Raw genomic sequence first — 13,611 nt, forward strand, 5'->3', positions numbered from 1 at the left:
CGCTACTCTTTGGCGGCCGGCGCCCCGGCCGGGTCTGCTGCGGTTTTTCCATCCGCTTGCGCGGCGTCGACCTTCTCGCCCGGACGGGCCTTATTCAGCCCTTCGGTGATCACCATCTCGCCTTCCTTCAGCCCGCTCTTGATCACCGCCACGGCGCCGGCCACGCGGTCCATCTCGACCTGCCGTTTCTCGACCACCCCGTCATCCCCCACCACGAGGACGAAATAGCCCGCCTGATCCTTCTGCAGCGCTTGCGGCGAAATGGTGAGCGAGGGTTCATCCGCTTCTCCACGCACGGTCACATTCACCAGCTGCCCGTCGATCAGGCGCCCTTCCGGGTTGGCGAACGATGCGCGGAGCGTGATCGTATCGGTGCCCTGCTGAACTTCCACGTCGATAAAGTCGAGTGATCCTTTCGAATCATATTCCTGACCATTCGCAAGCGTCAGCTCGACGATCACATTTTTCGCCGTCTCCTCGGGATAGCGCGCGCGCGCATCGAGGAGCGTCGCCTCGTCAATGGGGAAAAGGACGTTTATCGGGTCAACGCTGGTCAGGATCGCAAGCGGCGGATCGCCTAACGTAACGAAATCACCGACATCGACGCTCGCCAGGCCGATCCTACCGTCGGTTGGCGCGACGATCTTGGTGTACGAGAGGTCCAGCTCAGCGCGCTGAAGACTTCCCTGAAGCTGCAGCAGCGTTCCCTCGATCTTGCCGCGCTCGGCCTCGGCCCGCTGGACGACCGCTTCCGCGACATTGCCCTGTTTGAGCAGCGTGCTTTGCCGGGTGTATTCGATGTCGGCGAGGGTCTTTTCGGCCTCGGCCGATTTGATCTGGCCCTGTATCTCCATGACCGTGGCTTCATAGGCGCCGCTCTCGATCGTGAACAGCGTGTCGCCCTTCGCCACCACGCCGCCCTCCACGAAGGGGCGGCTTTCGACAAACCCCGAGACCCGCGGTTCGATCTCGATCTTCTCGACGGCGGAGACGCGCCCGGTGAACGTCCGCTTTTCACCGACGAGCGCGCTGGTGACCGGCGCAACCGTCACCGCCGGGGGAGGCCCCGCCTGTTGCGCGGACGCCGGAGGAGAGACGAGGAAACATCCTGCGATCAACACCTGCGCCGCGACCAGCGCGATAGCGCCGGCGTGACGCGAAAATCGATTCTCCGTCATGTTCTGCTCCCGCCCGTCCTGATTCCGGCGCCTACTCGCAAGCCGGGGCGGAACTTAGCCACAGCTCCTGAATAATTTCGACCCGCATCGAAAAAATTCGACACGGTTTAACCGCCTGAAGGGCGCGGATGAATTGCGCGATGTCCGATGTGAATACGGAATAGCGGCCTGGCGCCCTTCGGTTCGCCAATATCGCGCCGAACCTGACAGACCCGTGACATGAGGGGCAAATCCGCCGGATGCGCTGACCGCCCGGCCCGGTCCGGCGATCACTCGCGCGCCTGACATGCGCCGATCCCGCGGGCGAAGTTCAACCGCATGGGAATCGGGTCACGCGCAACGGCGCTTGGCGCCGCGCATTCACTGTCGTTCAAATTCACTGTCGTTCAAACAGACGCCACGGCCCGTAGGCGCCGCGGTAGGCGAGGCCTTCCATTTCCGCGACACGCGCGCTCAACGGCCCATCCATCAGGATCACAAACCGGATGCCGCGATCGGCAAGCGCGTCCACGCCCGCCGCAAGATCAAACCTGGGCGCGATATACTTGGCGTATATCTCCCTCGCCTCCGGCGTCTCGGCTGTCCGCCAGTAATCCTTGGCCCCGATATGGAGCGCGATACCGACAGGGTCGGTCCCGGTCGTGAATTCCGTGGCGGCGGGGCGATTCAGCGCGACCACCACATCAAGGAAGAATACCTTGTCGCTATCCACCAGGACCCGCGCGGTCGCAGGGTCGAGGCTGTTCCCGGCGGCGTCGCGCAGGGCCAGGATGTCCGCGTCGAAATTGAACGGCGACGCCAGCCGCCGCTCGACGATCTGCCACCCGCTCCAGGCGAGGCTCGCAACAGACAGCGCAACCCCGGCCGCCAGAACCGGCAGGCGGAAGGCGGCGCCCGCCTTATGCGCCAGCCACACGAGCGCCATTGCGGTGAACGGGACGAGTTGGCTGACCCAGGCGCCGGCGATACGCCAGGGCGCGGCCAGAGGATTGCTGCCCGTCGCCACGGCCGCAAGGGTCGCAAACCCCATCCCCAGCGCCGCGACCGCGATCACCGGGCGCGTGCGCGGCAGATACCGGAACGATGCGAAGGCGGCGATCAGCCCGAGGATCAAGGCCGAACGCAGCGCATCGCTCAGAAATCGCAGAAGATGGCTGTTGCGCAGGATCTCCACCGAGGATGTCTCGACCGTAATATTCTGGTCCCGCGCGGCGGTAACGCCGCTCAGATCGCCATAGTGGTATAAGGAGAGCCCTACCCATAGGAGCGGGAACGCCGCTGCGATCCCGACAGACAGAAGCGCACTTCCCCAGCCAGCGCGCCCTGAGCTGATGAAACGCCACAGGACAAGGGCGACAAAGGCGAGACATATGAACCAGCCCTCGAACCTGACCGTCCCCGACAGCATGAACATCAGCGCTGCGAAGATCAGCGCCGCCTGGGCGCGCCGCGCGAACCGGGCCAGCCCGAATGCGCCCCAAAGCACGAAACAGTTGAAGAAGATCTCGGACATCGGCGCCACGGAGAGCAGCAGCCGATGATGCAGGAACACCGCGAGAATGGCCGTCACCATGGCCACCACCCGGTCGCGAAACAGCTCCAACGCCAGCGCCGTCATCGCCCAGAGGCTCAGAAGGCCAAAAAGCATCGCCATTTCGCGCGGACCATAGAACAGGTCCGGATGCACCTTCAGCCACAGCCCCACCGCCACCTGGTAGAACGGGGGCCAGAGGAAGGGTGTGAACGCGGTCTCCCAATCCAGCTCCCGCGCCATGAGCGCCCGCGCGCTTTCATCCGCTGAAGCCGCCGTGAAGCCGGAGTTCAGAATACCGATCTGGAGGATGATCGCCAGGAGACAGCAGATACTCGTCCCCCAGAACAAGGCTGCTCGTGACATTTTCATACCCGCCCCGCGCTCTCGACCTCGCCTGAAGGCCGCAAGGCGATATCCTCCAGAATCAGGATATCACCACGCTCCGCCATTACGCTGCCCGGCGCCTCGTGCAAGTGGGGCCGTGCAAGTGGGGCCCGGGGGCGAGATTCTCCGGGGCGGGGCGATTGAACCCGCGGGTCAGGCCCAGAGCCCTTCCGTGAACTGGAACGCGTCCGCGTTGAGGTCGAGATTGTAGGTGTCCTTGACCACGGCGATAAGCTCGTCCGCCTCTCCCTGCCCTCCGGCGAGCCAGATGGCCGTGCCGGATGGCAGGCCCGCCTCGTCCTCGGTCAGGGTGTAATTCTGCGCTGCGCCGGCCAGCCTGATCGTGTCGCCTGTCGAGAAGTCCCAGATATATGCATAATCCTCGAGCCCGTTCGTAGCAGCGTCGCCGTCGTCATAAAAAACCGCGCCGCCATCCGCCAGAACGAACACGTCGTCGCCGCCATCGCCCAGGAACACGTCCAGTTCTCCCGCACCGGGCAACGGGTCCGAAACATCGACGGCGGACAACACGTCGTTCCCCTCGCCGCCCTTCATCACATCGCCGCCTTCGATCTCGGTGATCGTGATATCATGGAACGTCACATCCGTTAGATGGGCAAGAAGGCCGAAAGACCCTGTCGCGGGCGCATCGAAGGCGACTGTCTCGTCCATCAGCCAGCCGGTCGGCTCTTCCGCGCCGTCTTCCCAGACCTTCATCTTATAGGTCCGGTCGATGGCGCCCGACTGCTCCACCCGGATCGTGAAGTTGAACTTTACGTCTTCGGCCAGCGCATAGTTGGTCGATCCGATATTGTTGTAGATCTCGAAATGGGGGGTCCAGGAGTGACCGTTGTAAATCAACAGGGTGGAGGGCTCCCACCCGGTCTTGGGTTGCCAGCCCGCAACTGGGTCGTCGGTGTGCCCATTCCACCAGGGCACGAAGCCGAAACCGCCCCCCACAGCGTCCAGCTCATGCGGGGTGACGGAGACCTGAACCTCGAAGAAGTCCCAGGAATCGTCGCCCATGACCACCAATCGGTCATAGCCGGGATCTGCGATCCGCAACCCGTCCCCGGTCAACTCCCACTGACCATCGACGACCTGCGCGACATCACGGATATCCGCGACCGTGGACCAGTCGATAGAGTAGTCGGGGCTCCAATGCGCGCCCGCTTCGTATTGAACCGTGACGTCCTGCGTCACGACTGAGCCGCCATCGTAGCGTGCGACGATGCTGACAACGTCGTCCTGCGCCGTGGGATCAAGCTCGTCATAGGCGATATCGATATTGAAATCGCCCGCGTTGAGCAGGCGCGCGTTGTCCGGGCCGACGCTCAGTGTCCTCTCGGCCCCGCCGTTCAACGTGTAGCTGAGCGAAACCAGCCCCTCGATATAGACGTCCCCGAGGATATTGATCCATTTCTGCGGCACGCCGAGATGGCCGAACTCCTGCGTGGCGCCATGCCAGACGTCGATTTCCGGCCCGACCGCGATGGAGACCGTCGCGGTGTCGGTCAGGTCGCCGTCGCTGATGGTGTAGGTGAAGCTGTCGGGGCCCTCGTAGCCGGCGTCGGGCGAATAGGTCAGCGTGCCGTCGCCGTTGTCGGTCAGCACGCCATGCGCCGGCGCGCCCAGCTCCGTCACGCTGATCGGGTCGCCGTCCGGGTCGCCGTCATTGCCGAGAAGATCCGCGGCCATGTCCAGGACCAGGTCCGTGTCCACCAGCGTCCCCGCCGCGTCGTCCGCCGCCGCCGGCGCCTGGTTCACCGGCGTGATCGTCCCGTCCTCGCTCGCCAGCGGGTCGCTCGAGAACTCCACGTAGTCCACCTGCGCCACGAACCCCGTCGCGTCCAGCACGTTGCCCGCGAAGACCCCCGCCGCCGTCGCCGTCAGCGCCTGCTCGAAGCTCACCGCCGTCGTCCAGTTCTCGCCGTCCGTCGAATACCTGAACGTCCAGACGTCCCCCGTCCGCGCCACCTGAAGATATTCCGAACTGCCCGCCGGAACCGTCGCGTTCACCCGCGCCGAGGTCGAGCCATTGACCGTCACCCCCGCGAAGACGCGCAGGTTCGTCCCGTCCGAATGAATGTCGAACCGCAGCCAGTTGTCCGCGTCCTGCTCCACAAGGACGCCCTGTATCTGGAAGCGCTCCGTCGGCGTGCTCAGAAACCGGACCTCGACCTCGAAATCCTCGTCCGCGATATCCTGCAGCGCCCGCGCGCTGTTGTTCACGCGCCAGGCGTCATAGTTCCCGTCCGGCGTCACAAGCTCCAGATACCCGTCCGTCGCGCTCGTCCCGACGCCGCTCGAGATCCCCGATGGACCCTCGATCCGCCACGCCGCGTTCAGACCGTCGCTGAAATCATCCGACGCCGCCGACGGGGCCGACGGCTGCGCGGCCACGGTCAGGTTCACCGTCGCGGTGTCGGTCAGGTCGCCGTCGCTGATGGTGTAGGTGAAGCTGTCGGGGCCCTCGTAGCCGGCGTCGGGCGAATAGGTCAGCGTGCCGTCGCCGTTGTCGGTCAGCACGCCATGCGCCGGCGCGCCCAGCTCCGTCACGCTGATCGGGTCGCCGTCCGGGTCGCCGTCATTGCCGAGAAGATCCGCGGCCATGTCCAGGACCAGGTCCGTGTCCACCAGCGTCCCCGCCGCGTCGTCCGCCGCCGCCGGCGCCTGGTTCACCGGCGTGATCGTCCCGTCCTCGCTCGCCAGCGGGTCGCTCGAGAACTCCACGTAGTCCACCTGCGCCACGAACCCCGTCGCGTCCAGCACGTTGCCCGCGAAGACCCCCGCCGCCGTCGCCGTCAGCGCCTGCTCGAAGCTCACCGCCGTCGTCCAGTTCTCGCCGTCCGTCGAATACCTGAACGTCCAGACGTCCCCCGTCCGCGCCACCTGAAGATATTCCGAACTGCCCGCCGGAACCGTCGCGTTCACCCGCGCCGAGGTCGAGCCATTGACCGTCACCCCCGCGAAGACGCGCAGGTTCGTCCCGTCCGAATGAATGTCGAACCGCAGCCAGTTGTCCGCGTCCTGCTCCACAAGGACGCCCTGTATCTGGAAGCGCTCCGTCGGCGTGCTCAGAAACCGGACCTCGACCTCGAAATCCTCGTCCGCGATATCCTGCAGCGCCCGCGCGCTGTTGTTCACGCGCCAGGCGTCATAGTTCCCGTCCGGCGTCACAAGCTCCAGATACCCGTCCGTCGCGCTCGTCCCGACGCCGCTCGAGATCCCCGATGGACCCTCGATCCGCCACGCCGCGTTCAGACCGTCGCTGAAATCATCCGACGCCGCCGACGGGGCCGACGGCTGCGCGGCCACGGTCAGGTTCACCGTCGCGGTGTCGGTCAGGTCGCCGTCGCTGATGGTGTAGGTGAAGCTGTCGGGGCCCTCGTAGCCGGCGTCGGGCGAATAGGTCAGCGTGCCGTCGCCGTTGTCGGTCAGCACGCCATGCGCCGGCGCGCCCAGCTCCGTCACGCTGATCGGGTCGCCGTCCGGGTCGCCGTCATTGCCGAGAAGATCCGCGGCCATGTCCAGGACCAGGTCCGTGTCCACCAGCGTCCCCGCCGCGTCGTCCGCCGCCGCCGGCGCCTGGTTCACCGGCGTGATCGTCCCGTCCTCGCTCGCCAGCGGGTCGCTCGAGAACTCCACGTAGTCCACCTGCGCCACGAACCCCGTCGCGTCCAGCACGTTGCCCGCGAAGACCCCCGCCGCCGTCGCCGTCAGCGCCTGCTCGAAGCTCACCGCCGTCGTCCAGTTCTCGCCGTCCGTCGAATACCTGAACGTCCAGACGTCCCCCGTCCGCGCCACCTGAAGATATTCCGAACTGCCCGCCGGAACCGTCGCGTTCACCCGCGCCGAGGTCGAGCCATTGACCGTCACCCCCGCGAAGACGCGCAGGTTCGTCCCGTCCGAATGAATGTCGAACCGCAGCCAGTTGTCCGCGTCCTGCTCCACAAGGACGCCCTGTATCTGGAAGCGCTCCGTCGGCGTGCTCAGAAACCGGACCTCGACCTCGAAATCCTCGTCCGCGATATCCTGCAGCGCCCGCGCGCTGTTGTTCACGCGCCAGGCGTCATAGTTCCCGTCCGGCGTCACAAGCTCCAGATACCCGTCCGTCGCGCTCGTCCCGACGCCGCTCGAGATCCCCGATGGACCCTCGATCCGCCACGCCGCGTTCAGACCGTCGCTGAAATCATCCGACGCCGCCGACGGGGCCGACGGCTGCGCGGCCACGGTCAGGTTCACCGTCGCGGTGTCGGTCAGGTCGCCGTCGCTGATGGTGTAGGTGAAGCTGTCGGGGCCCTCGTAGCCGGCGTCGGGCGAATAGGTCAGCGTGCCGTCGCCGTTGTCGGTCAGCACGCCATGCGCCGGCGCGCCCAGCTCCGTCACGCTGATCGGGTCGCCGTCCGGGTCGCCGTCATTGCCGAGAAGATCCGCGGCCATGTCCAGGACCAGGTCCGTGTCCACCAGCGTCCCCGCCGCGTCGTCCGCCGCCGCCGGCGCCTGGTTCACCGGCGTGATCGTCCCGTCCTCGCTCGCCAGCGGGTCGCTCGAGAACTCCACGTAGTCCACCTGCGCCACGAACCCCGTCGCGTCCAGCACGTTGCCCGCGAAGACCCCCGCCGCCGTCGCCGTCAGCGCCTGCTCGAAGCTCACCGCCGTCGTCCAGTTCTCGCCGTCCGTCGAATACCTGAACGTCCAGACGTCCCCCGTCCGCGCCACCTGAAGATATTCCGAACTGCCCGCCGGAACCGTCGCGTTCACCCGCGCCGAGGTCGAGCCATTGACCGTCACCCCCGCGAAGACGCGCAGGTTCGTCCCGTCCGAATGAATGTCGAACCGCAGCCAGTTGTCCGCGTCCTGCTCCACAAGGACGCCCTGTATCTGGAAGCGCTCCGTCGGCGTGCTCAGAAACCGGACCTCGACCTCGAAATCCTCGTCCGCGATATCCTGCAGCGCCCGCGCGCTGTTGTTCACGCGCCAGGCGTCATAGTTCCCGTCCGGCGTCACAAGCTCCAGATACCCGTCCGTCGCGCTCGTCCCGACGCCGCTCGAGATCCCCGATGGACCCTCGATCCGCCACGCCGCGTTCAGACCGTCGCTGAAATCATCCGACGCCCACATTGCGCTTTCCCCCCGAAATAATCACGAACTACACCGAACAGGATGAAACCGAAAAACCGTCCCGACCTCATATGAACTCGAAAGGCTCCCTCTGGCCGAGGGGCTTGCGGATCGGATCGAACCAGCGCGATACGTATCCGAAAACGAGGCGCGGCTGGCGATTGTCTCTGGCGACTCTCCGTCAGTTCGCCAGGGCAGACATGTTATTCACAACTCAAAACATTTACGCAAAAATGCACCTGAATGACGCGATTGTCGCAGTTTCAGCAAGCGAAATCAATCAAAACTCGAACCGCCGACCAATCTCCGCACCCTGCATGCGCGGCGCCCCGGACCACGAGCCGGCGCCGCGCAAGGGGCGTGAAAGTCCCCGACATCATGAAGCGCTGTCGCTCCGCAGTCCCTTCGGAGTGTTCGGTCCGCCCAGCCTCTGCATCGGCTTTTCAAAATGGAAGTAGCTCAGATGCGCGATCGCATAGAGCGTCACGAGATAAAGAGTGAAAGGCGGCAGACGTTCTGCAACGGGCAACAGATAGGTCGTTCCCCAGATCTTGTTGAAGACATACTGCAGCGGCACATGGATAAGATACAGGCCATAGGACAGGTTGCCGGTGTAGACTAGGAAACGGCTGTTCAACGGCGCCACCAGCCACCGCCGTCCTTCCAGCACGCACAGGATGATGGCCGCGGACCCGTAGGTCAGCACGGAATAGGTCAGAAACGGCCGCCAGCCCCCCTCCGCATTGACGGAGAACGACGCGACGAAATGGCGAAGAACGGCGCCCGGCAGCAGGCTCTGCGCCCCAATGACGGTCCAGGCCAGAAACACGCCGAAGACCAGAAGCAACAGCCAGGGCCCATGCATCCGCCCCTGGCGGACCCGCTCCTCATTCAGCGCGATGAGCGCCCCGATGGAGAACGCGTCGAAATGACCGAGCGAGAACTGATAGACCAGCTCGCCTGAGCCGGGCGTACCGAAATACGCGGCGAGACCGATCCTCACCAGCGGCGCGATCACCAGCCACGCCGCCAGGAACAACGACAGCCAGGGACGGCTGAGATAGAGAAACACAAGCGGCATGAGGAAATAGAAGTGTTCCTCGATCGAAAGGCTCCAGAAGTGGTCAAAGATCAGGTTGACCTCGTAGCCCGGCGTCATTCGGTGGAAATTCACCGTCGCCGTAATCAGCGCCGCAAAGCTCATGCGCAGGTCCCAGAGGCGTCCGCCGCTCGGATCCTCGAGCATCAGGATCAGAGCGCCCGCCAGCATGACGGCGAAATAGAGAGGCAGGATTCGCAGCGCCCTGCGGCGATAGAATACGCCAAGCTTCGAACGCGCCGGCATCTCGGCCTCGTCCAACCCGATCAGCGAGCGGGTGATCACAAAGCCTGATATGACGAAGAAGACCCAGACGCCCGACCAGCCGAGAAACAGAAAAGACCAATGGAACAAAATGACCGAAAGAACCGCCAAGGCGCGCAGCCCTTGAATCGCTTGTATCTTGTCAGACGCCAATTTTCTGAGTCCTGAAAAGCAATCCGGTCAGCCGGAGCATGATTTCTGCTCGGTCACACTGGCGAACGTCAATGATTAAACGCGCACGGCGGTGCGACGCCTCCACGAAGGCCGCGGCCTGGTTCGGAGGGAAAGCGCCTGCCGCGTCGAGATTTTCGTGTTCATGGTTGCGGCCGGGCTGAGTTCCGCAATGAAACCGATGGCGCCGGATCCAGGCGCGAGGCGCTGCGCCGCAACTTGCAGAGCGAAGCAGGGGCCATGCGGGCTAAGGCCGACGGCGAGCGCTGATCGAGATTTCCCGGTCCAAGCGAACACAACGCGCCGGTCCGGCGCCGGGCCATCGAGCGAAAGCCCGCGATGTGACCCGGCCTTCCGATGGCTCGGCGTCCCGGGCGAAACCGGCGTGACACGATCGCCGTCTGGCGTCGCCCTTTCCGGCGACGTGCCGGTCAAGCAGCGACGAATTCGAGGACCACGCCGCAGGCGGCCTTCGGACCGACCGCGAGTCCCGCCGCGGTCTCAACGGGCGTGAAGCCGCCCCTGTCCAGCGCGGCGCGCGCCTTCGCCATGTCCGCGACGCGGATCCGCAGCGCCGCGTAGGCGCTCCGGGGGGTCGCGCTCATGTCGAAATCCGGATAGCGCGCCGCAAGCGCGTCGCGCGCAAGGATTTCCAGCGGGGCGGAGCGTGCGCCGGTCTCCACCCGCGCGCCGCCCTCGATGGCGGAAACCTTCCCCGCTGCGAAAAGCCGCGCGAAGCTCCGCGCCGCCGCGTCGGGGTCCTCGGTCGCCGCCACGATTGCGGCGAGTCCGTTGGCGCTGTTGGGATGCTGCAGCAGTTGGGGAATCCAGACATTCTCACGCGTCAGATGCTGGCACATGAAGCAGATGCCGAGCGGAACCTCCGCCGGCTTGAACTGGAACGTGCGGAATGACGCCATCGCCTCGCCGCCGCCAGGGAGCGGCACCGGGCGGGAGAAGCCCGTCGGCGTCTCCGTCGCGATCCCGAGCGCGTCGAGCGCCGTCTTCGCCCCGTCGGCGTCGTCGATCCGGCAGGCGACGGCGTGCAGACCCTGACCTTCGCGCGCGAGCATCTCGCGGCGACCGCGGTTGTCGGGGGTTTCGGCGATCAGGCCCAGAAGTTCGAAATAGTCGTCGGGAAACATGATGGTGTGGTTAGCCGCGCCCTTATTGGCGCTATGAACGCCGCGCGGCGACAGGGTGAAGCCGAGCCGGGCGTAGATGTCGCGGCTCTCATCGAGACTGTCGACCAGAACGAAGACGTGATCGACGCCCTTCACGGGATGGGTCATGGGGAAGGCTCCTGGCTTATCTGCGAACGGGTGCTACGGCGATTTCGTGGATGGCGACATTGGGGTTCATCCGGGCGACGAAGAGAGCCGCGTCGGCGAGGTCTTCGGGCTGTATCATCGCCGCCGCCGCGGCCGGGTCGTAGCCCGGGCGGCGAGTCATGAGCGGCGTCGCAACCTCGGCCGGGCAAAGCGCGGTGGATCGAACGCCGTTCGCGCCTTCCTCGGAGTTCAGGCTGGCGCTGATGTCGGTCAACGCATGTTTGGAGGCGCCGTAGGGCACGCCGCCCGCCGCCGAGTGGAACCTGCCGGCCCAGGACGAAGTGTTGATGACGACGCCGCCGCCTTGCGCGCGCATGATCGGCAGGGCCGCGGCGATGGCGTTGAGCGCGCCCTTGACGTTCACGTCGATCACCGCGTCCCAGCTTTCCCAGTCGATCTCCGCCCAGCGGCGCTTCGGGATGTTCAACCCGGCATTGTTGCAGAGCAGATCGAGCCGCCCGGTCTCACCGGCGATTTCGCGCGCGATGCGGGCGAGGCCGTCGCGGTCGCGCACGTCGGCGGCATGGACGAGGGCGGTTCCGCCGGCGGCAGTGATCTCCGCCGCAAGCGCATTCAGAGGGTCGGGAGAGCGCGCGGTGAGCGCGACGACGCAACCGGCGTCCGCGAAGGCGCGCGCCATCGCCGCGCCGATCCCCGAGCCCGCGCCCGTGATCCAGATCGTCCACCCGTTGATGTCCTGTCGCATCGCATCCTCGGTCACAACCGTTTCGTCCGAGCCATGACGAAAAGCGCCATGCCCCGCTGCGTGGCCATGGTGCGCCCGGAGAGCGGCGATTGACAAGCCGGCCGTATGATCGCGATAGTCGTCACGTCATCGACTCCGCTGCTGAAGTGGGGCCGACCCCTCGTATTGGGACAGGAGAGAAACATGACGATGCCGTTCAGGCTTGTCGGCCCCGCGATCGTCGGTGCGGCCTCGGTTTTGATGGCGGCCGGCCTTTCCGCTCAGGAAGAGCCGCGGCGCGGCGGGACCGTGGTCACGTTGATGAGTTCCGAACAACGCATCCTGAATCCGGCGCTGCGCGCGTCGACAGGAGTCTACAACATCACCGGCAAGATCGTGGAGCCGCTGATCGACAAGAGCTATGATGGCTACGTGCCTGTTCTGGCGACGGACTGGTCCTCATCCGAAGATGGGCTCGAGATCACGTTCAAGCTCCGCGAGGGCGTGAAATGGCATGACGGTGAGGACTTCACCTGTGAGGATGTATCCTACACCGCGATGAACATGTGGAAGGAGTTGCTGAACTACTCCTCCACGCTTCAGCAGAACCTGGAAGCGGTGGATTGCCCCGATCCGCATACGGCGGTGTTCAAGTATTCGAAGCCGATGCCGTTGGACCTGATGCTCGCCGCCATGCCGGATCTCGGCCACCCGATGCCCAAGCATCTCTATGAGGGCACGGATATCCTCAAGAATGAGTATAACACCGCGCCGGTCGGCACCGGCCCTTTCAAGTTTGTCGAATACAAGCGCGGCCAGTACGTGATGATGGAGCGCAACGACAATTACTGGCGGGGCGAGCAGTATCCCTATCTCGACCGGATCGTGGTCCGCTTCATCAAGGACAAGTCGGCCGCAGCCTCCGCTCTCGAAGCCGGCGAGGTTCTGGAATCCAGTTTCAACGCCATCGCCATGGCCGATGTCGAGCGGCTCAAGGATGATCCGCGCTTCGACGTGGGCACCAAGGGTTACGAGAACAACGTCGCCCACTCCACCATCGAGTTCAATCACCGCAACCCGGCGCTGGCCAATCTGAAGGTGCGCCAGGCGATCTATCACGGGCTCGACATCGACTACGCCATACAGACGATCATGCGGGGCTTCGCCAAACCCGGCCGCGGCCCGATCCCCTCCACCGCCGGCGCGAACTACACCGACGATGTGCCGACCTATCCCTATGACGTAGAGAAGGCGAAGGCGTTGCTCGATGAGGCGGGTTACCCCGAGGACGAGAACGGCGTGCGGCTGCGGCTGCGGCACCGGCCGGCGCCCTGGGGCGAATACACCCAGCTTTGGGGCGAGTATTTCGCTCAGGCGATGAAGGAGATCGGCATCGAGGTGGAGCTGCTGACCAACGACGCGCCCGGCTTCCTCAGCGGCGTCTATCGGGATCATGACTTCGACACCGCGAACGGCTGGCATCAGTTCCGCTCGGACCCCGCCGTGTCGACGACGGTCTGGATCCGCTCCGGCGCGCCCGTCGGCACCCCGTGGTCCAACCAGTTCGGCTGGCAGTCCGACAAGATGGACGAGATGATCGACGCCGCCGCTCAGGAACTCGATCCCGAGACGCGCGCGCAGATGTATCATGACATTCAGGCCATGGCGATGGCGGAGCTGCCGGTCATCTTCGCCATCGAGCATCCCTTCATCTCGGCGACTTCGAAGAGGCTGCGCAATCACCACAACACGCCGCGCTGGGTTTCGTCGAGCTGGTACGATCTTTGGCTCGCGGAAGAGTGACCTGATGGGGCGGCGGTCGCGCCGCCCCATCGCGAAAG

At 65.1% G+C, this 13,611-nt stretch carries 7 protein-coding genes; 1 reads left to right on the plus strand and 6 read right to left on the minus strand.

Features of this window, described 5'->3' with window-relative positions; genetic code table 11:
• Positions 1–2: 2 nt before the first annotated feature.
• The 6 genes from G5B40_RS12250 to G5B40_RS12275 form a co-directional block, all read right to left on the minus strand.
• Entirely contained in the window at positions 3–1,178 is a 1,176-nt protein-coding gene (locus G5B40_RS12250) for an efflux RND transporter periplasmic adaptor subunit (protein ID WP_165099029.1), read from the minus strand.
• Between the two features lie 376 nt (positions 1,179–1,554).
• Positions 1,555–3,075, minus strand: a complete 1,521-nt coding sequence (locus G5B40_RS12255; protein ID WP_165099031.1) for a hypothetical protein — start codon at positions 3,073–3,075, stop codon at positions 1,555–1,557.
• A 174-nt stretch (positions 3,076–3,249) separates the two neighbouring features.
• Entirely contained in the window at positions 3,250–8,220 is a 4,971-nt protein-coding gene (locus tag G5B40_RS12260; protein ID WP_165099033.1) for a cadherin-like domain-containing protein, read from the minus strand.
• A gap of 376 nt (positions 8,221–8,596) precedes the next feature.
• Positions 8,597–9,694: an acyltransferase family protein gene (locus G5B40_RS12265; RefSeq protein ID WP_165099035.1), complete on the minus strand. Its 1,098-nt coding sequence runs from the start codon at positions 9,692–9,694 to the stop codon at positions 8,597–8,599.
• A gap of 491 nt (positions 9,695–10,185) precedes the next feature.
• Positions 10,186–11,046 carry a VOC family protein gene (locus G5B40_RS12270; protein WP_165099038.1) on the minus strand — a complete coding sequence of 287 codons (861 nt, stop codon included), beginning with the start codon at positions 11,044–11,046 and terminating at the stop codon, positions 10,186–10,188.
• A gap of 16 nt (positions 11,047–11,062) precedes the next feature.
• Complete coding sequence (locus G5B40_RS12275) at positions 11,063–11,791, minus strand: SDR family oxidoreductase (protein ID WP_165099041.1); 729 nt, start codon at positions 11,789–11,791, stop codon at positions 11,063–11,065.
• A gap of 183 nt (positions 11,792–11,974) precedes the next feature.
• On the opposite strand from G5B40_RS12275, the gene G5B40_RS12280 reads away from it, so the two are divergent.
• Positions 11,975–13,573, plus strand: coding sequence for an ABC transporter substrate-binding protein (locus G5B40_RS12280; protein ID WP_165099044.1), 1,599 nt, complete (start codon positions 11,975–11,977; stop codon positions 13,571–13,573).
• Positions 13,574–13,611 lie beyond the last annotated feature (38 nt).

This window comes from Pikeienuella piscinae (genome assembly GCF_011044155.1).
GTDB classification, from domain to species: domain Bacteria; phylum Pseudomonadota; class Alphaproteobacteria; order Rhodobacterales; family Rhodobacteraceae; genus Pikeienuella; species Pikeienuella piscinae.